General features: G+C 73.3%; 11 protein-coding genes. 6 read left to right on the forward strand and 5 right to left on the reverse strand.

Annotated features, from left to right (window positions below; genetic code table 11):
* Positions 1-434: 434 nt before the first annotated feature.
* Complete coding sequence (locus tag IEY91_RS40150; protein ID WP_164323356.1) at positions 435-983, reverse strand: MarR family winged helix-turn-helix transcriptional regulator; 549 nt, start codon at positions 981-983, stop codon at positions 435-437.
* 115 nt (positions 984-1,098) lie between these two features.
* Here IEY91_RS40150 and IEY91_RS40155 point away from each other — a divergent pair, with 115 nt between their 5' ends.
* Positions 1,099-2,376 carry an MFS transporter gene (locus IEY91_RS40155; RefSeq protein ID WP_189177773.1) on the forward strand — a complete coding sequence of 426 codons (1,278 nt, stop codon included), beginning with the start codon at positions 1,099-1,101 and terminating at the stop codon, positions 2,374-2,376.
* Between the two features lie 21 nt (positions 2,377-2,397).
* Here the strand turns inward: IEY91_RS40155 and IEY91_RS40160 are convergent, their stop codons facing one another.
* Together IEY91_RS40160 and IEY91_RS40165 are read right to left on the reverse strand one after the other, a co-directional pair.
* A complete protein-coding gene (locus IEY91_RS40160) occupies positions 2,398-4,056 on the reverse strand; it encodes an ATP-binding SpoIIE family protein phosphatase (RefSeq protein ID WP_164323355.1) in 1,659 nt (552 codons plus the stop codon).
* Positions 4,057-4,299: 243 nt separating this feature from the next.
* A complete protein-coding gene (locus tag IEY91_RS40165) occupies positions 4,300-5,655 on the reverse strand; it encodes an NAD(P)/FAD-dependent oxidoreductase (RefSeq protein WP_189177735.1) in 1,356 nt (451 codons plus the stop codon).
* Between the two features lie 373 nt (positions 5,656-6,028).
* Here IEY91_RS40165 and IEY91_RS40170 point away from each other — a divergent pair, with 373 nt between their 5' ends.
* Both IEY91_RS40170 and IEY91_RS40175 read left to right on the forward strand, forming a co-directional pair.
* Positions 6,029-6,838: a TetR/AcrR family transcriptional regulator gene (locus tag IEY91_RS40170; protein WP_189177736.1), complete on the forward strand. Its 810-nt coding sequence runs from the start codon at positions 6,029-6,031 to the stop codon at positions 6,836-6,838.
* Between the two features lie 219 nt (positions 6,839-7,057).
* Positions 7,058-9,082, forward strand: coding sequence for a sigma-70 family RNA polymerase sigma factor (locus tag IEY91_RS40175; protein WP_189177737.1), 2,025 nt, complete (start codon positions 7,058-7,060; stop codon positions 9,080-9,082).
* A 129-nt stretch (positions 9,083-9,211) separates the two neighbouring features.
* Here IEY91_RS40175 and IEY91_RS40180 read toward each other — a convergent pair whose 3' ends face one another.
* Both IEY91_RS40180 and IEY91_RS40185 read right to left on the reverse strand, forming a co-directional pair.
* Positions 9,212-12,655 carry an AfsR/SARP family transcriptional regulator gene (locus IEY91_RS40180; protein ID WP_189177738.1) on the reverse strand — a complete coding sequence of 1,148 codons (3,444 nt, stop codon included), beginning with the start codon at positions 12,653-12,655 and terminating at the stop codon, positions 9,212-9,214.
* Between the two features lie 677 nt (positions 12,656-13,332).
* Positions 13,333-15,432, reverse strand: coding sequence for an asparagine synthase-related protein (locus IEY91_RS40185; RefSeq protein WP_189177739.1), 2,100 nt, complete (start codon positions 15,430-15,432; stop codon positions 13,333-13,335).
* Positions 15,433-16,164: 732 nt separating this feature from the next.
* On the opposite strand from IEY91_RS40185, the gene IEY91_RS40190 reads away from it, so the two are divergent.
* The 3 genes from IEY91_RS40190 to trmB all read left to right on the forward strand — a co-directional run bounded on the left by IEY91_RS40190 (position 16,165) and on the right by trmB (position 20,034).
* Entirely contained in the window at positions 16,165-17,610 is a 1,446-nt protein-coding gene (locus IEY91_RS40190; protein WP_164323343.1) for an NsdA family TPR-like regulatory protein, read from the forward strand.
* A 225-nt stretch (positions 17,611-17,835) separates the two neighbouring features.
* The gene (gene lhgD, locus IEY91_RS40195; protein ID WP_189177740.1) at positions 17,836-19,041 is read left to right on the forward strand and encodes an L-2-hydroxyglutarate dehydrogenase; all 1,206 of its coding nucleotides are present in this window, start codon (positions 17,836-17,838) and stop codon (positions 19,039-19,041) included.
* A gap of 171 nt (positions 19,042-19,212) precedes the next feature.
* Entirely contained in the window at positions 19,213-20,034 is an 822-nt protein-coding gene (gene trmB / locus IEY91_RS40200) for a tRNA (guanosine(46)-N7)-methyltransferase TrmB (protein ID WP_229697724.1), read from the forward strand.
* The last annotated feature ends 8 nt before the right edge of the window (positions 20,035-20,042 follow it).

Below are 20,042 nucleotides of genomic sequence, written 5' to 3' on the forward strand. Positions count from 1 at the left end.
TTCTTTTGTTCTTGCGTTTCCGACTCTATCAGACTCTTTCCGGCTTCCCGGTCCGTTCCGATTTCCTCGGTGCTTTCCGGCCTTTCGGCCTTCCGGCGGTGTTGACTCTACCAGATCCTTTCGGGCCTGATTCCCAGTCAACCGGGGTGTCTTCCGGGCTGTTGGGCCCTTCCGACGTCTCAAACTTTAGCGGATTCTCCCGGCAGTTCCTAATCGGCCGTTTCCGGTCGCGACAAGATCACGGAAATGAATTCGGGCGTGCCGAAATCAATCCCAGTGGGAGTTCGTGCAGGTGGTTTGAGTGGCCGCCTGAGCGGCGGGAGTTGTTGTCGCAGAACCGTTACGGCTCGGCGGCAACCCGGAGAACCTTACGGATCGGGCAGGTGACTGTCAACCCCCGCCTGTCGGCGGAGGTGAGGCGGCCGGCGGCCCCGTCAGTCGAGGTCGGTGAGGCGGCCGCCCGCGTCCGGCTGGGCGTGCTCCACACGGCGTAGAAGACGAGTGAGCACCTCGCCGAGGACACCGCGCTCCGCCGGAGTGAGGTCCTGGAGCAGATCGTCCTCGAAGACCGTGGCGAGGCGCATCGCCTCCAGCCACTTCTCGCGGCCCTCCGCCGTGAGCTCGACGATGACGCGGACGCGGTTGGACTCGTCGCGGTCACGGGTGACGAGGCCCTCGCTGACCATGCGGTCGATGCGGTGCGTCATCGCGGCGGGCGTGAGGCCGAGGCGCTTGGCCAGGTCGCCGGGGCCCATTTGGTACGGAGGGCCGGACAGCACGAGGGCCTTGAGGACCTCCCACTCCGCGTTGCTGATGCCGAGCGTCGCGGTCTGGCGGCCGTAGGCGACGTGCATCCGGCGGTTGAGCCGGCCCAGGGCCGAGACGATCTTCTCGACCTGGGGGTCGAGGTCCTGGAACTCCCGCTGGTAGGCGGCGATCTGCTCTTCGAGGGTCGGCTCCGAGGGGCCGGGGGTATCGCCCATGGCCGCAGTATGGCACGGGTGGGGTTGCCCTTGAAGTCCTTCGATGTGTATTGTTTAGATCCTAACTTTAGCTTCGAAGTCTTCACTCCTAAGGCAGGTGAAAGTGACCAAGGCGATGGGCGCTGCGACGATGCGCCGGATCCACGTGGGCAACGCGCTGAGTGCGTTCGGTCTGGGCTTCACCGTCCCCTTCTTGTACGTGTACGTGGCGCAGGTGCGAGACCTGGGCGCCGTGACGGCGGGCCTCGTGCTCGCCGCGTTCGCCGTGGCCGCGCTCATCGTGCTGCCGTTCTCGGGCCGGGCCATCGACCGGCGCGGGCCCCTTCCCGTACTCATGGCCGCGCTGCTCACCGCCGCCGTCGGCGCGCTGAGCCTGGGCTTCTCGTCGAGCGCGCCGTTCGTGCTGCTCTCCGCCGGGGCGCTCGGCGCCGGTCAGGCCGTGATGCAGCCCGCGCTCGCCACGATGATCGTGGAGTGCTCCACGCCGGGCACCCGCTCGCGCGCCTTCGCCACCCAGTTCTTCCTGCAGAACCTGGGCCTCGGCGTCGGCGGGCTCATCGGCGGCCAGATCGTGAAGCACGAGCGGCCGAGCGACTTCACGCTGCTCTTCGCCATCGAGACCGTGATCTTCCTGGTGCTCATCGGGGTCATGCTGACGGCACGGATACCCCGCTCGCCGCGCATCACCGACGCCACCCCGCAGTCCGGCGGCACCATCAGGGACGTATTCCGCAACCGCGTGATGCTGCAGCTCTGTGTCCTCGGGTTCGTGCTGTTCTTCGCCTGCTACGGCCAGTTCGAGTCGGGCCTTTCGGCGTACGGCGTCGAGGCCGCCGGGATCTCCCCGTCGACGCTCGGCATCGCCCTGGCCGCCAACACCGGCGCCATCGTGATCGCGCAGTTCGCGGTCCTGCGGTTCGTCGAGCGCCGCAAGCGCTCGCAGGTCATCGCCGCCGTCGGCCTCATCTGGGCCGTGGCGTGGATAGCCGCCGGGTACGCGGGCCTCGGGCACGGCAGCCAGGCCATGGCGACCGCCGCGTTCATCTCGACGTACGCGCTCTTCGGGCTCGGCGAGACGATGCTCGCGCCGACCGTCGCGCCGCTGGTCGCCGATCTGGCCCCGGAGTCCATGGTCGGGCGCTACAACTCGGCCTTCGCGCTGGTCAAGCAGCTCGCCCTCGCGGTCGGCCCGGCCGTGGGCGGGCCGATGGGCGCCACGCTGCACGCTCCGTACATCGTGACGTTCCTGCTCTTCTCGCTCGGCATCACGGTGCTCGCGCTGCGTCTCGGCAAGCACCTCAGCCCGGCGCAGAACCACCCGCACCTGCAGAAGAGCCGCGTGGTGGCCCAGGGGACACCGGACTCCACGGAGCCCGTGACCGCACACTCCTGAGCGCGCGTAGTCGTTGACGCACTACGCGCGCGGGAGCGCGAACTCGCACCAGACCGCCTTGCCGCCCCCGGGCGTGCGCCGGGAGCCCCAGTTCGAGGCGATCGTGGCGACGATGGCGATGCCCCGGCCCGCCTCGTCGGCGGGCTCGGCGCGGCGGCGCCGGGGCAGGTGGTCGTCGCCGTCGGTGACCTCGATGATCAGGCGGCGGTCGGTGCGGCGCAGTCGCAGCCGCATCGGCGGGGTGCCGTGCTGCAGGGAGTTGGCGACCAGCTCGCTGGCGGCGAGGACGCCCAGGTCGTGCAGCTCGGGCGGAAAGCGCCAGCTCGCGAGGACGCCGGTGGCGAAGGCACGCGCGCGCGGCGCGGCCTCCACGCCGCCGAGCAGCTCCAGGGCCGCGTTGCGGAACAGGTCCGCGTGCACGCCCGTGCGGGACGGCTGCTGGAGGACAAGGACGGCGACGTCGTCGTCGTGGTCGGCGGTGACGCCCAGGGCCCGGATGAGGCGGTCGCAGACCACTTGGGGCGTGCCGGTGGCCCCGGCGAGGGCACGCTCCAGGGCGGCGACGCCTTCGTCGATGTCCTCGCTGCGGCGCTCGACCAGGCCGTCGGTGTAGAGCACGGCGGTGGAGCCGGGGCCGAGCGGGACGGAGCCGGAGGCGTGCAGCCAGCCGCCGGTGCCGAGCGGCGGGCCCGTGGGCTCCTCCGCGCGGTGGATGGTGCCGTTCTCGTCGCGTACGAGGATCGGCAGGTGGCCCGCCGACGCGTACACGAGGCTGCCCTCGTTCGGGTCGTGCACCGCGTACGCACAAGTGGCGATCTGGCTGGCGTCGATCTCCGCGGCGAGGCCGTCGAGGAGCTGCAGGACCTCGTGCGGCGGCAGGTCGAGGCGGGCGTACGCGCGCACGGCCGTGCGCAGCTGGCCCATGACCGCGGCCGCGCGGACGCCCCGCCCCATGACGTCGCCGATGACCAGGGCGGTGCGGCCGCCGCCGAGGGTGATCACGTCGTACCAGTCGCCGCCGACCGCGGCGTCCGTGCCGCCCGGTTGGTACGTGGCGGCGATGCGCAGGTCGTCGGGCTGCTCCAACTCCTGGGGCAGGAGTGAGCGTTGGAGGGTGACGGCCGTCTCGCGCAGGGTGCGCTCGCTGGCGCGCAGGCGCTCGGCGGCTTCGGCGTGGTCGGTGACGTCGGCGGCGAAGACGAGCACGCCGCCGCCGGGAGTGTCCCCCACAGGGCCGCCGAGGGGCAGCGAGACGGGCGTGCACGTGAAGGTGTACGAGCGGCCGCCGGGCGCCTTGCGGGACTTGACCGTGCGCGGCTTGGAGCTGCGCAGGACCTGGTCCAGGAGCGGCAGCAGGCCGACCTCGCCCAGCTCGGGCAGCGCCTCGCGCGCGGGGGCGCCGAGGGGGCGGGTGCCGAACGCGGTGGTGTACGCGTCGTTGACGTACGCGATGCGGTGGTCGGGGCCGTGCACGAGCGCGACGAGGGCCGGGATGCGGTCGAGCACCTCGCGGGCCGGCAGTTCGTCGACGCCGGCGGCAGGCGTGTCCGCGAGGCGCTCGGCGCGGGCCGCGGGGACGGAGCTCTCGCCCCGCTGTGCCGGGGATCCGCCGGTCTCGGTGCGCGCCGCTGCGCGGCGCTGTGTTCCGGGGAGCCGGGCGCTCCAGCGCGTGAAGTTCACTGCGGTAGGCCTCGTGGTGTCGCTTCTGGATCGGGCGGGGGTGTGCGGCCGGGGGTCCGGCCGGTGGCGCGGCGGCTGTGGCGCCGCCTCCCGGGAAGACACAGCATGGCGTGGAGCGGACTTCTCTCTTGGGTGTGCCCGTCTTGGGTGTGCCCGCCCATCATGGTCACACGACCAGTCTGGCCGACAGGACTGACATCCGTCAGACGCCGGACCCGCCCGGGGAGTTCCGGCCGGAGGTCATCAGGACTCCTTCGGGCGCTCGCCTCCGGCTGCGAGTTCGAACTCCGCGCGGGGGTGTTCGAGCGACCCCAGGGAGACGATCTCGCGTTTGAACAGGCCGGACAGGATCCATTCGGCGAGCACACGGGACTTGCGGTTGACGGTGGGCACCCGGCTGAGGTGGTAGACGCGGTGCATGAACCAGGCAGGGTAGCCCTTCAGCTTGCGTCCGTAGACGTGCGCGACACCTTTGTGCAGTCCCAGGGACGCCACGGAGCCGACGTATTTGTGCGCGTACTTCTGGAGGGGCTGTTTCCGGACGGTCGCGGCGATGTTGTCCCCGAGAACCTTGGCCTGGCGCACGGCGTGCTGGGCGTTGGGCGCGCACTCCTTGCCGGGTTCTTCGGCGGTGACGTCGGGGACGGCGGCCGCGTCGCCCGCTCCCCACGCGTGCGGGGCGCCGTAGACGGAGAGTTCGGCGGTGCACTTCAGGCGGCCGCGTTCGTTCAGGGGCAGGCCGGTGGCGGCGAGCAGGGGGTGCGGCTTGACGCCGGCGGTCCAGACGACCGTGCGGGTGGGGAAGCGGGCGCCGTCGCTGAGGACCGCCACCCGGTCCTCGCAGGAGTCGAGGCGGGTCTCCAGGCGTACGTCGATGTTGCGTTTGCGGAGCTGGCTGACGGTGTACTTGCCCATCTCCTCGCCGACCTCGGGCAGGATCCGCCCGGAGGCCTCGACGAGGATCCACTTCATGTCGTCGGCCTTGACGTTGTGGTAGTACCGCGAGGCGTAGCGGGCCATGTCCTCCAACTCGCCGAGTGCCTCCACGCCCGCGTAACCGCCGCCTACGAAGACGAAGGTCAGGGCGGCGTCGCGGACGGCCGGGTCGCGGGTGGAGGAGGCGATGTCCATCTGCTCGATGACGTGGTTGCGCAGCCCGATGGCTTCCTCGACGGTCTTGAAGCCGATGCCGTGGTCGGCGAGACCGGGGACGGGCAGGGTGCGGGAGATGGAGCCGGGTGCCAGGACCAGTTCGTCGTACGTGATGTCGAGGGCGCCGGTGTTCTCCTCCACGGTGGCGAGGGTGGTGAACTTCGCGGTGCGCTTGGCGTGGTCGACCGACCGGACCTCGCCGACGATCACCCGGCAGTGCTCGAGCACGCGGCGCAGCGGTACGACGACGTGGCGCGGGGAGATCGAGCCGGCCGCGGCTTCGGGCAGGAACGGCTGATAGGTCATATACGGATCGGGTGAGATCACCACGATCTCCACCTCGCCCCGCTTCAGCTCCGGCTTGAGTTTCCGCTGGAGGCGCAGCGCGGTGTACATCCCGACGTAGCCACCACCGACAACGAGAATGCGCACAGGTTCCGTCACCATCCCATGACGCACCCGCACTTCGTGTTTGTCCACAGGCTCGACAATTTGTATGACAGGAAGTGAGTGGTGCCGCCGTGCCGTGCCGAAAACAGGCAGGGCAGAATGTACGCAGGTCAGAGGGGGGTGGCGGGGTGCTGCCGTGGGGTGCAATCGGGTGGGAACCGGTGCGTACTCCGATCGGGGGGCGCTCCGTGCGGAACCCACCTCTTCTGAATTGACTCTGGCTCAACTATGTTCGTGTGACGTCGGGGTGTCGGGGGATGCGCTCGTCGAGTCCGGTTTGCCGGACTCGTGCAGGGGCTCGCTCTCGCACGCCGGTCATCGATGGCGGGGAGTGTCTCCGGGGGGAGACGTCATTACCGGGGGAACGTATATGCACATTCAGGACTCTCACTGGACATCCGCGACCGCGTCGGCATCCGCCGTCGCAACGGGCGGAAACGGCCGCGAGATGGTGGACGGACCGCGTTCGGCACCGCTGCGCGTGGACGCGCAGCGCAATCTCGAACACGTCCTTCGCGCGGCCCGTGAGGTATTCGGAGAGCTGGGGTACGGCGCGCCGATGGAGGACGTGGCACGGCGCGCCCGCGTCGGGGTCGGCACGGTCTACCGCCGCTTCCCCAGCAAGGACGTACTGGTGCGGCGGATAGCCGAGGAGGAGACCTCCCGGCTGACGGAACAGGCACGTGCGGCGCTCGGCCAGGAGGACGAGCCGTGGTCGGCGCTCTCGCGCTTCCTGCGGACGTCCGTGGCCTCGGGCGCGGGGCGGCTGCTGCCGCCGCAGGTACTGCGCGTGCGGGCCGAAGGGGCCGACGAGGACGGGCCGGCGGGCGCGGAGGAGGCACGGGTGCCGCAGCAGCGGCAGGTGTCTCCGGTGGCCGCCGTGGCCTCCGTGCACGCGGTGTCTCCGCTGTCCTCGCCCGAGCTGCGGCTCGTCGAGCAGCGGACGGCGCCGGCGGAGGAGAGCGACGACGCGGGTGCCGCGGCGCTGCTCGAAGTCGTGGGGCGGCTCGTGGAGCGGGCGCGGGCGGCCGGTGAGCTGCGCGCGGACGTGACGGTGTCGGACGTGCTGCTCGTGATAGCCACGGCGGCTCCCTCGCTGCCGGACGCCGCGCAGCAGGCGGCGGCCTCGTCGCGGCTGCTCGACATCCTCCTCGAGGGGCTCCGCTCGCGGCCCGCGTAACCACGCACACCGCTCACCTGGGTCTTTCGGGATCTTCATGCTCAACTCCCGTGGAATCCACGGGAGTTGAGCATTCCCCGAATGAGTGAACGGTAGTGCTCGATTACGGGAACTCGCCCCGGACGAGTGGTTGCCTGTCGTGACTATTCGGCGGAGCGCGGCTGTGTGGCACTCTTGCCCGGTGTTCGGGTCCGAGTGTGCGTGCGGAGGCTTCCCGCGATGAGTGTTGACGGGCGGGACGAGCCCACCCCCACCGGGGGTGAGTCGAGCGGGCATCCTCCCCGGCAGGTGCCGAACCAAGGCGGTCCGGGGGGCAGCAGCGGGGCCGCGGGGTCCGGTGCCTCGGGAAGTCCCGCGAGCGGCGGGGCCGGTGCGACCGGTCCCGATCCCAGCGTGCCGACGCAGCGCGAGCGCGGCGCTGCCGGTGGCTCCCTCTCGGGTGCGGCCGGCGTGGAAGCCGGGGTGCCCGGTGCCCGGACCGGTTCCGGTGACGGCCCGCCGTCCGACGCCGACCTGATCGAGCGCATGCGCGCGGGCGACGACACCGCGTACGAAGAGCTCTACCGCAGACATGCCGAATCGGTACGCCGCTACGCCCGCACCTGCTGCCGCGACGCCCACACCGCCGACGACCTCACCGCAGAGGTCTTCGCCCGGATGCTCGGAGCCGTACGGTCCGGGCACGGGCCCGAGCACGCGGTGCGCGCCTATCTGCTGACCACGGTGCGGCGCGTCGCCGCCGGCTGGACGAAGTCGGCGAAGCGGGAGCAACTGGTCGACGACTTCGCGGTGTTCGCCGCGCAGGCCGCCCGCGGCTCCGAGGTCTCCGACGACGACACGTTGGACCTGGGCGCGGACGTACGCGCCATGCACGAGGCCGAGCAGTCCCTCGCCATGCAGGCCTTCCGCAGCCTGCCCGAGCGCTGGCAGGCCGTGCTGTGGCACACGGAGGTCGAGGACGAGTCCCCGAGCGACGTCGCCACGCTGTTCGGCCTGGACGCCAACGGCACCCGGGTGCTCGCGAGCCGCGCCCGCGAAGGCCTCAAGCAGGCCTACCTCCAGGCGCATGTGAGCACCACGCTCACCGAGAGCGAGGAGTGCGCGCGCTACGCCGACCGGCTCGGCGCCTACGCCCGCGGCGGCCTGCGCACCCGCGCCGAGCGCGGACTGCGCAAGCACCTGGAGGAGTGCGCCAACTGCCGCCTCGCAGCAGGTCAGATCAAGGAAGTCGCGAGCGGCATCCCCGCGGTCGTGCCGGTGGCCGTCATCGGCTGGTTCGGTGCCGCCGGGTACGCGAAGGTGGCCGCGCTCCTCGGCGGCGGCGTCGCGGGCGCGGGTGCGGCAGGGGCCGCCGGGGCCGCTGCGGGCAGCGGTGGCGCCGCGGGTGCCGGGGCCGGGGGCGCTGCCGCGTCCGAGGGGCTCGGCGCGCCCGCGAAGGCCGGTATCGCGGCGGGCATCGTCGCCGCGGGTGTGGTCGCCGCGGCGATCGCCCTCACCGGGGGCGGCGACAAGAAGGACGAGCCGCCGAAGGCCCAGCCGCCGGTCGCCGAGTCCTTCGTACCGCGCAAGCCGCCGCCCTCCAAGCCCGAGCCGAAACCGGAGCCGCCGGCTCCAAGACCCGAGCCCACCCCCACCCCCACGCCGAAACCGACGCCGAAGCCCACCCCCAAGCCGACGCCGAAGCCCAAGCCGCCACCGGCGAAGCCGCCGGAGAAGCCCAAGCCCAAACCGCCGTCCCCGCCGCCGCCGAAGCCGACACCCACCCCGCCCAAGCCGACGCCGAAGCCGCCGCCCCCGCCGCCGCCCGCGCCCAAGGTCTTCCAGTGGAACCAGCTGGAGTACGGCCTCACCGGCGACGGCACCAAGCCCGAGATGCGGCTCGGCGAGAGCAGTTGGGTGTGGCAGCGCTGGGGCATGTCCATCGACGACAAGCGCTACGGCCACGGCGTGACCGTGCACGGCAGGTCCTCGGTCACCATCGACCTCAACCGCGAGTGCTCCTCCTACGAAGCGCTCGTCGGCGTCGACGACATGACGATGGGGCTCGGCAAGGTGCGGTTCTCCGTGTACGCCGACGGGGCGCGGCTGTGGCGGTCCCCGCTGATCAAGGGCGGCGACTCGGTGGTTCCCGTACGCGTCGGTCTTACCGGCCGCAAGACGATCCGCCTTGTCGTCGAGCCGCACACGCCGTTCGCCTCGACGGCTCTCGCGGACTGGGCGCAGTCGCGGCTTTCCTGCATCTGAGCGCTGCATCTGAGCGGGTGCGGGGGCTCCGCTGAGCGGGTGCGGGGGCTCCGCGTGGGGCCGGGCGGGTCTGCGTGGGGCCGTGTGGGGTCGCCACTCGCCCGGGGCCGGTCGGGCTGACGCGGCCGGTCAGCGGGCCGCGTCCGCCAGTTCCTCCAGGACCTCGTCCATGGTCAGCCCGTCGCCCGCCGCGCGCTGCCGCTCGTACTCACCCTCGCCGAGCGCCGCGCGTGCCTCCTTCACCACGTCTTCGGCCTCGGCCCGCCCCGGCATGGGGCGTTCGTGGCCGGCGCGCCAGCGGGTGGCGAAGGCGAGCAGGCGGCTCGCGCGGGCGTGGTCGCCGGTCTCGCCCATGAGCGTGGCGGCCGCGTCCACCAGGCCCGCGACGACCGTCTCCGAACAGTGGGTGCGCAGCGCCTCCGGCAGCACCTCGGTCAGAACGGCGAGCCCGGCCAGGGGACCGGACTCGGCGGCCGTGACGCGCGCCTCCACATTGCCGAGGCCGGCGGCGAACTGCGGCGGCGGCGTCCCGCGCTCGGCTTCCGCGCGGGCCGCGTCGCACAGGACCCTGGCCCCCACCACGTCACCGTCGTCAAGGACCAGGACGGCGCTCATGAGGTGGACGAAGGCACGGGAGTCCGTGACGCCGTAGCGCTCGGCCTTGGCTCCGGCCTCCTCCAGGCCCTTCGCGGCGAGCTCGCGGTCGCCCTCGCGGAAGGAGATCTCGGCGAGGCGGGCGATGAGGAAGGGGGCTTCGGCGTGCGCGCCCACTTCGTAGGCGAGGCGCAGCGCCTCCTCGTACTCCCGCCGGGCCTCGTCGTGTTGGCTGCGGGCCATCGCCGCCTCGCCCGCCGCGCTGCACACCTGCGCGCGCAGCCACCGGTCGCCCACCCGTCTGCTCAGCACGCGCAGCTCCGCCAGGTCGTCGTCGACCCCGGAGAGGTTGCCCGGCCGGTCGACCGCGGCGTGCACATGGAACATCAGCGTGATCGCGGTCTCCCAGTCGCCTCCGAAGCGGCGGCAGTTGCTGACGGCCAGGTCCAGGTGGGGCATCACGTCCTCGACCCAGTCGGCGAAGTACAGCGTGAACGGCCAGACCAGGCCCGGGAACCGGCCGCTCGCGGGCACAGGACGGGCGAACACGTCCCGCATCCGCACGATGTACTCCCGGTCCAGGCCGTCGCCCACCACTGCCGTGGGCCGGGCCTCCACCGTCAGGAACATGTGCACCATGCGCAGTTGCATGCGCGGCCAGAACGACGGGGCGTCCTCGTCGGCGAGATCCGCGTCCAGGCCCGCGCCCGCCAGGGAGAACACCGACGGACCCGCCTCGGCCGCGGCGGCCACGTCCGGCGGCACCGTGAGGGTCAGCGCCCGGTCGACCCAGTCCGTGCCCTCCCCGCGGTAGTTGCGCAGCCACCAGAACCAGCCCAGGGCCAGGACGAACGCCGTGGCGAGCGGTTCGTCGCGGGACTCCACGGCGCGGTGCAGGGCCGCGCGGAGGTTGTCGAGGTCGGCCTCCAGGCGGTGGATCCACGGCAGTTGCTCGGCCGAGCGGAGCAGGGGCTCGGCCGTCTGAGCGAGCGCGAGGAAGTACGCGGTGTGCCTGCGCTGTGCCTCGGCGCGCGGGCCGGGGGTCTCGGCGGCGCGCTCCGTGGCGTACTCGTGGATGGTCTCCAGCATGCGATAGCGCATCCCTGCGCTCGCGCCGCCGGAACCTGCCCCACCGGGGCTCCGCATGCCCTCCTCCGTGATCTCCATGTCGTACGGAGTGGCGACGACCAGGGACTTGTCGACGAGGGCGCCGACGAGGTCCGCCGCCGGGCCCGTGCAGACGGCCTCGGCGGCCTCCAGGTCCCAGCCGCCCGCGAAGACGGACACCTCGCGCAGGACCGCGCGCTCGGCGTCGTCGAGCAGGTCCCAGGACCAGTCGACCACCGCGCGCAGGGTCTGCTGGCGGGGCAGGACCGTGCGGGCACCGCTGGTGAGCAGGCGGAAGCGGTCGTCCAGGCGGTCGGCGATCTGCCGGGGCGAGAGCAGCCGCAGGCGGGCGGCGGCCAGCTCGATGGCCAGGGGCAGGCCGTCGAGGCGGCGGCAGATCTCCGCGACCGACTCCGCGTCCCGGTACGGGTCGAAGCCGGGGCGCACGGCCTCGGCCCGCTCGGCGAACAGGCGATGTGCCGGGTCCGGTGGGAGGGGCTCGACCGGGCGCACGGCCTCGCCCGGCACGCCCAGGGGTTCGCGGCTGGTCGCGACGATCGTGAGACCCGGGCAGCGGGTGAGGAGGGTCTCCGCCAGCTGGGCGGCGGCATCGATGACGTGTTCACAATTGTCAAGGACCAGGAGCAGGCTGCGCGGAGCGCAGTACTCGACGAGCAGGGCCAGCGGGTCGCTCTGCGGTGCCGTCAGCTCGCTCGTCATCAACACGGTCTCGCGCAGGCCGAGCGCGCTGACGACCGCGCCCGGGACCGCCTCCGGCCGGTCGAGCGGGGCGAGCTCGGCCAGCCATGCGCTCGGATGCCCGGCGGCGGCTTCCTCGGCGAGGCGGGTCTTGCCGGAGCCGCCCGGTCCGGTGAGGGTGACCAGGCGTGCTCTCTGTATGTCCGAACGGATGGCGGCGAGTTCGGGTTCCCGCCCGACGAAGGAAGTCAGCCGGGGACGGAGGTTGCCCTGGCGGGGGGCTGGGCGGGTTCTGGCCGGGGGCGGGGTGTGAGGGCTGGGCGCATTGTCTGTACGGGACTTCGTCGCCGGGGCGGGCTGAGGGTGGTGGGCCGGGGCCCTTCCTGCCGACTTCGGCCCGCTTGCCCGCGCCGGTCCGCCCGGCGTCGCCGAACCCGTAGACACCCCCGACTCCCCCGGCTCCCCCAGCAACTCCGCGTGCAGGGCGCGCAGTTCCGGACCCGGGTCGGTGCCGAGTCCCTCGGCGAGGGTGCGGCGGGCGTCCTCGTACGCGGCGAGGGCGTCCGCGCCGCGACCCGCGTCGCGCAGGGCGCGGATGAGGAGGGCGCGCAGGGCCTCGTCGTACGGCTGGTCGGCGGTGAGCTCCTTCAACTCCGGTACGACGTCGGGGGCCTGGCCGAGGATGAGTTCGGCCTCGACCCGCGCGCGGGTGGCTTCCTGGCGGCGGGCCTCCGGGCGGGTGGCGGCGGTGCGGTCGGGGAGGTCGGCGAGGGCGGGGCCGTGCCACAGGGAGAGGGCCTCGCGCAGGACGCGGGCGGCTGTCGCCGGGTCGTGGCGGTCCAGGGCGGCGGTGCCCTCGCGGGTGAGGTGCTCGAAGCGGTGGAGGTCGACTTCTTCGGGGGCGGCGTTGAGGCGGTAGCCGCCGGGCTCGGAGGCGATGGCGTGTCTGCCGAGTACGCGGCGGAGGCGGCCCACGAGGGCCTGCAGGGCAGCGGGGGCGTCGGCCGGCGGGTCGTCCGCCCAGATGTCGTCGATGAGGGTGTCCACCGCGGTCGTACGGTTCGCTCTCAGCGCCAGCGCCGCGAGGAGCGCCCGCAGGCGGGGGCCTCCTACGGGCAGGGGTGCCCCTTGGTCGTCGTGCGCCTGCGTGGCGCCCAGGATCTGGTACCGCACGGGGTCATTCTGGCCGGTGGGGGCGATTGCGTCGCGGGGTTTCCGCCCGGGGGCGCGGCACCCCCGCCGAACCGGCCCGCGTCCGCGCACGCCCACGCTTCACGTCACGGTGGGCCTGGGGTGTGCCCCTCCCCCCACATTCCGACGCCGTCGACTGGGCTGCCTTTAGGGTCGGGAGCCGCCTCTGGTGGCCCAGCTGCCAACAGCGGGTGGGGGGCCGTGGGCCGTGGCTAGGCAGACTCACGGGAACCGCAGTGGGTGGGGCAAGGGGACAGGCGCAGGGCTCGGACGGCCGCGGGATCCGCAGCGGGCGTACGCCGGACGGCCTTCCGTGGCACCGGAAGCGCAACCTGCCCACAGGGGCGGAGGGCCAAGGCGCCGACGACGCCGAGGCTGCCGTTCCGGCGAACGGGCGGGAGGCCGTGGGAGCCGCAGTCTGCGGGCGCCGGGCGGCCTTCCGTGGCAGCGGGAGCGTGGGCTGCCCGCAGGGGTGGGGGGCGTGGGGTCGGTGCCGGTGTGGAGGTGTTGTTCCGGTGGATGGGTGGGCGGGTGGGAGAGGACCGGCGCGGAGCGGTGGGGTGTTGAGGGTGCGGGGCCCGGCCCGCCGTGACCCCGTGGCGTACCAGCCCTGTGCCAGCGGCCCCGCGTCGTACCAGCCCCGCGCCAGCGGCCCCGCGCTAGCGGCCCGCCCCCAACGCCCCCCGCTGCGGCGCCACCGACCCCGTGGGTACCGCTCGTTGGCGGGCCGGGGTGCCGGTCCAGCAGGTGCCTCGGCGGGCGAGGAGGCGGCGGAGCCAGATCTCGGTGGAGACGAGGTCGGCGAGGCCGTCCAGGGGGAGGGGTTCGCCGTCGGCCGCCGCACGGAGTGCCTTGCGGACGACGCGGGCTTCCACGAGGCCCGCCTGGGCCAGCAGGGGCGTGTCGAAGAGGCCGATCAGCTCGTTCACGGCGACCCGCAGGCCGGTGCGGCTGGCCGCGGCGGCGGAGGCGTGCGAGGGGGCGCCCCAGCCGGGCGGGAGTTCGGTGACCCCGGCGCCTTCGAGGACCGTACGGAGGATGGCGGCCCGCGCCCCGGGCTGCACCCGCAGGGACTCCGGCAGCGCCCGGCAGGCGCGCACCACCTGGTTGTCGAGGAACGGCGCGTGCAGCCGCTGGAAGCGGACCTCGGCGGCCTGCTCCAGGACGCGGAGGTCGGCGGCGTGCCGGAAGAGCGCGGCCCGCGCGCGGAACTCCCCGGGCCGCTGTCCGGGGCCGGGGCCGGGGCGCGTCGTCGTCTCCTGGAGGCGAACCGATACTTCTGCGAGGGCCTCACCGGTCAGCCAGCGCGCGGCCGGCCCCGGTCTGGCCCAGGCCAGGGCGGCGAGGGAGGCCCCCACGGCCCCGCCGGGCTCCTCGAAGCTGCGGTGCAGCAGCCGGTCGGCGAGCGACTGGACGCCCGCGCGGTGCGCGGTACGGGCGAGCTTCCGCGCGGCGCCGTACACGCGCGCGGGCACCATGACGGAGCCCTCGGCCTTGGCGAGGGCGGTCACGGGCCGCACCATGTGCCGTCGCTTGCGGTCCATCAGGAGGTCGGCGAGGCGGGCGGGATGGGCGTCGAGGACCTGCCGCGCGCCGTAGCCGGTGAAGTGGTCGGCGCTGCCCGAGGCGAGCCGCGCGCGGTGGCGCTGGGCGGTGACGATGACGGCGCTCGGCTCGTCGGTCAGCGGCCCGTCGAGGTCGGCGTACGGAAGCGCCTCCTCGCCGGCCGCGACGACGACGTGGTGCAGCCGCGGGTTGGCGGCGATGGCGCCCGCGCGCTCCAGTTCGGCCTCGCGGCCGCCCGAGACCAGGTCGTTGAAGGTGACGGCGACAAGGCGCTCCCCCGCGCCGGTGCCGTGCCCGAGGACGGTACCGGGCATCCCCGGCAGACCGGCGGCAAGGAGAGCGAGGGTTCCCGAAGCGGGCCCTCCGGAGAGGTCGGCTCCGATGCCGGGCACCGGCATGCCCCGCGCGGCACGCCGTTCGGCCGGCCCCATGCCGGGCACGGGCCCGGGGTCGATGTCCGTCCCCGGTACGTGGCGTGGTGCGCGCAGCCGCGCGCGTACCGCTTCGACGAGGGCGTCCCTGACCCCGTCCAGCGCACCGGCCTCGTCGGCCGCGGGCGCCGCGACGGCGAGCGAGGCGACGGGTTCGTATCCGGCGATTTCCCGTGCGCCCGCGCGGAGGATGAGCGCATGCCCCGGGGGCACACGGCGCACGTCCTGGTACGGGGTCGAGTCGTGCAGCGCCTCCGGGACGTCGGGGGCCGCGAGCAGCGCCGCGAGGTGCCCGATGTCCAGGTGGGCCTCGATGAGGTCGGCCAGCGGCAGCGCGGCCGTCGCGTACGCCGTGCCGCCCGCCCAGGGGGTGTAGAACACGGGCCGCGCGCCCGCGAGATCGCCGGCGATCATCACGCGGCGCCCGACCTGGACGACCGCCGTGTAGCTCCCGGGCCAGGCCGTCAGGTGCCGCAGGGCGCCGCCGCGCGAGGCGAACAGGCTGACCCGCAGCTCCTCGTCGCTGGCCCCGCAGGTGCCGAGCACGGCGATGCGGGTCTGGTCGTCGGCCTTCACCGTGCGCACCTCGTCGGCACGCCAGTCGCCGACCGCCCACAGCGGATCCGGGTCGCCCCAAAGGAGTTGGGACCCCACAGGGGTCAGTGTCTCGCCGTCGTCACCGGTGGCACCCGCCGTGCCGACAGCGGCAGCGCCCACAGAGGGCCTCGTGGTGGTACTGCTCCACCCCACCAACCACCGCATCGCCGCCTCCACAGGCTGTGGACAGCCAGTGCACCATGACTGACTGAGGGATTCGGGTCCCATGCTGCCACGAAGGAGGCGCGCGAGAGGGCTCGCGAGGGCGCTCACACCGGCGCGAACGCGCCCTGGGTGATCGGTTGTTGATGCCGCAACGGCGTCAACAAGGGGACGTGGAACGGCTGAAGCACGCTTTCGTGGGGTCGATTTTCGGCCAATTCAGCCGTGGCCGAACACGCGCGACCGCCCCTTGACGCCCCGCGGCACCCACGCACAGCCCGGGAGGCGGCATACGCCTCCCGGACCGGTCCGCCGCCCGCGGGGATGGAGGCGGCGGTGTCCCCCAGCCCGCTGACTCCAGCGCAGCGGGCCGACCCACGCTCAACCATGGAAGCGCCCCCCACATGGCCGGAGAAGAGCGCACGCACAGGCGCACGGCCACACACCGGGAGCACGCCGCGGCACCGCCGTACTCCCGTACGGACAACAATCTCGCCATCCGGAACTGCGCCTCTTAACGCTTGGGATCCGTCGAACTACGCTGGGTGTGCTGATGTTTTCGCGGAGGCATATACCTGGGGGCTCGGCCAAGTGCTCTTGCGGCCGGGGATCGGGGCCGCGGCGCGCGACACGCCGACGGACCGAGCACCCAGCCGCTGTCCCCGGGGGAACACAGCACGAATGCCGCGCGGTCAAGCCACTGCCCGGCAGCCGTCTGTGTCCGAGGGGTGGCGCATGTCCAGGGAGCTACGCGGGCCGAACGAAAAACTCGGCACCGTTCTCGCCCTCGCGGGAATCAGCAACGCGGGACTCGCACGGCGGGTCAACGACCTCGGCGCTCAACGCGGGTTGACGCTTCGGTACGACAAGACCTCGGTGGCCCGGTGGGTCTCCAAGGGCATGGTGCCCCAGGGCGCCGCGCCGCACCTCATCGCGGCCGCCATCGGGCAGAAGCTCGGCCGCCCGGTGCCCCTGCACGAAATCGGCCTCGCCGACGCGGATCCGGCGCCCGAGGTGGGCCTCGCCTTCCCGCGCGACGTGGGGGCGGCCGTGAAGTCGGCCACCGAGCTGTACCGCCTGGATCTGGCGGGCCGCCGCACCGGCGGCGGCATCTGGCAGTCCCTGGCAGGCTCCTTCGCGGTCAGCGCGTACGCCACGCCTGCGTCCCGCTGGCTCATAACCCCGGCCGACAGCTCCGTCGCGCGCGACGCCTCGCACGACGGGCCGCGCGACGTGGCCCACCAGGACGACGGCGGACCGCCGATGAAGGTCGGCCACAGCGACGTGCTGAAACTGCGGGAGGCGGCCGAGGACGCGCGCCGCTGGGACTCCAAGTACGGCGGCGGGGACTGGCGTTCGTCCATGGTCCCCGAATGTCTGCGGGTCGAGGCGGCGCCGCTGCTCCTCGGTTCGTACTCCGACGAGGTCGGGCGCGCCCTCTTCGGAGCCAGCGCCGAACTGACCCGGCTCGCCGGGTGGATGGCCTTCGACACCGGCCAGCAGGAGGCCGCGCAGCGGTACTACATCCAGGCCCTGCGGCTCGCCCGCGCGGCCGCCGACGTGCCTCTGGGGGGGTACGTCCTCGCGTCGATGTCCCTCCAGGCCACCTACCGCGGCTTCGGGGACGAGGGCGTGGACCTGGCCCAGGCGGCGCTCGAACGCAACCGGGGCCTGGCCACGGCGCGCACGATGAGCTTCTTCCGGCTCGTCGAGGCACGCGCGCACGCGCGCGCCAACGACGCGCCCGCCGCCGGTGCGGCGCTGCGGGCCGCCGAGGGCTGGCTGGAGCGGGCCCGTGAGGGCGACCACGACCCGTCGTGGCTCGGCTTCTACGGCTACGACCGCTTCGCCGCGGACGCCGCCGAGTGCTACCGCGACCTGAAGGCGCCCCGCCAGGTGCGGCGCTTCACCGAGCAGGCGCTGTCCCGGCCCACCGAGGAGTTCGTGCGGTCCCACGGCTTACGGCTCGTGGTGTCGGCGGTCGCCGAGCTGGAGTCCGGGAACCTCGACGCGGCGTGCGAGCAGGGGGTGCGGGCCGTGGAGGTCGCCGGACGGATCTCGTCCGCGCGGACCACGGAGTACGTGAAGGACCTCCTGCACCGCCTCGAGCCCTACGGGGACGAGCCTCGGGTCGTCGAGCTGCGGGAGCGGGCGCGGCCGTTGCTGGTCGCCCCGGCGTAGCGGTGCCCGCGGCGGCGCCGCCGGACCGGCCTGTGCCCACGGCGGTGGCCGGCGGGCACCGGTCGCCCCGCGGGCTCCGCTCGAAGGCCGCTCGAAGGCCGCGTAAACCGGTGGGCGGGTGGGAAGCCTGCCGCGGAGCGGCACCGGCGGTTGCCCCGCGGGGAGCGGGCGCACCTCGCGTTGTCAGTGGTGCAGGGCAGTATCGGGGGTGGGAGGTGCGGACTGATGGGTCGGGGTGGAGTGGCGTACGACTGTGACGTGCTCGTGGTCGGCGGGGGGATCGTCGGGCTCGCGGCGGCGTATGCCCTGACCCGTGCCGCGCCCGGCACCCGCGTCACCGTCCTGGAGAAGGAGCCGGGCCCCGCCCGCCACCAGACGGGCCGCAACAGCGGCGTCATCCACAGCGGGATCTACTACCGCCCCGGTTCCCTGAAGGCGCGCTACGCCGTGCGCGGCGCCGCCGAGATGATCAAGTTCTGCGCGGAGTACGGCATCGCGCACGAGGTCACCGGCAAGCTCATCGTCGCCACCGACCGCTCCGAGCTGCCCCGCCTGCACGGCCTCGTCCAGCGCGGCCGGGAGAACGGCATTCCGGTCCGCGAGCTCGGCCCCGCCCAGATGGCGGAGTACGAGCCGTGCGTGCAGGGCCTCGCCGCCATCCACGTCGGCAGCACCGGCATCTGTGACTACGGCGCGGTGGCCGGTCAGCTCGCCCAGGCCTCGGGCGTCGAGGTGCGGTACGGGGCCGAGGTGGTGGCGGTCGACCGGCGGGCGGATCTCGGGGTCGCCGTACGTACGGCCGCCGGGGATGTCGTGCGCGGCAAGGTCCTGGTGAACTGTGCCGGGCTGCACTGTGACCGGGTCGCGCGGCTGACCGGGGACGACCCCGGCATGCGGATCGTGCCGTTCCGGGGGGAGTACTTCACGCTGGCGCGGCCCGGACTCGTGCGCGGCCTGGTGTATCCCGTGCCGGATCCCGCCTTCCCCTTCCTCGGTGTGCACCTCACCCGGGGGGTCGACGGGGGGGTGCACGTCGGGCCCAACGCCGTGCCCGCGCTGGCCCGCGAGGGGTACGACTGGTCGGTGGTCCGTCCACGCGAGCTCGCGGGGACGCTGGCGTGGCCCGGGTCCTGGCAGATAGCCCGGCGGCACTGGCGGTACGGGGCCGGGGAGCTGCGGCGTTCGCTGTCCAAGGGGGCGTTCACCGACGCGGTGCGGAGGCTGCTGCCGGCTGTGCGGGCGGAGGATCTGCTTCCTGCGGCTGCCGGGGTGCGGGCGCAGGCCGTTCTGCGGGACGGGACTCTTGTCGACGACTTCCTCATCCGGGAGGGGGCGCGGGCCGTCCACGTCCTGAACGCGCCCTCGCCTGCGGCGACGGCTTCGCTGCCCATTGGGCGGGAGGTGGCTCGGCGGGTTCTGGGGGTGCTGTGAGGGGCCCTCGCGGGTGGCGCCCCAGGCCCGCCCCTTCCCGTAACCAGGGGCTGCCGCCCCTGGACCCCGCTATCGGCGCTCCGCGCCTCGTCCTCAATCGCCGGACGGGCTGATAGTGCCGACTGCGTGCCGTCGTACAAGTTGGGGCGGGTGACTAAAATCGGGGGCACTGTGTCTGAGAACTCCCGCCCGAAGGGCACCCCCCGCTTCCCCGAAGGTCCCGCCCCCGACCCCGCCGGGTCGAGGTTCGAGCGGCGGATCCGCAGCTTCCAGCCCCGGCGCAGCCGGGTCACCACCGCCCAGGGCGACGCGCTGCGCAGGCTGTGGCCCCAGTGGGGCCTGGACATCGACGGCAAGGAGGTCCTCGACCTCGGCGAACTCTTCGGCCCCGAAGCAGCACCCGGCACCGAAGCCGCAGCCGCCCCCACCCGCGTAGTCCTGGAAATCGGCTTCGGCATGGGCGAAGCCACCGCCCAGATGGCCGCAGCCGACCCGGACACCGGCATCCTCGCCGTGGACGTGCACACCCCGGGCCAGGGCAACCTCCTCGGTCTCGCGGAGCGGAACGGACTGTCCAACATCCGGGTGGCCAACGGCGACGCCATCATCCTGCTGCGCGAAATGCTCACCCCGGAGTCCCTGGACGGCGTCCGCGTGTACTTCCCGGACCCGTGGCCCAAGGCCAGGCACCACAAGCGCCGCCTGATCCAGGCGGAGTTCCTGACCCTCCTCGCCCCCTGCCTCAGGCCGGGCGCGGTGCTGCACTGTGCCACGGACTGGGAGCCGTACGCCGAGCACATGCTGGAGGTCCTGAGCGCGCACCCGGACTTCGAGAACACCCAGGAGGACGGCGGATACGCGCCGCGTCCCGACTTCCGCCCGCTCACCCGCTTCGAGGGCCAGGGCCTCGACAAGGGCCACGTCGTCCACGACCTGCTCTTCCGCCGCGCCGCCACCCTGGCGGAGCGGCCCGAGGACCCGTCGCACCCCTGAGGCACCGT

Source organism: Streptomyces lasiicapitis (assembly GCF_014646335.1).
Classification (GTDB): Bacteria; Actinomycetota; Actinomycetes; order Streptomycetales; family Streptomycetaceae; genus Streptomyces; species Streptomyces lasiicapitis.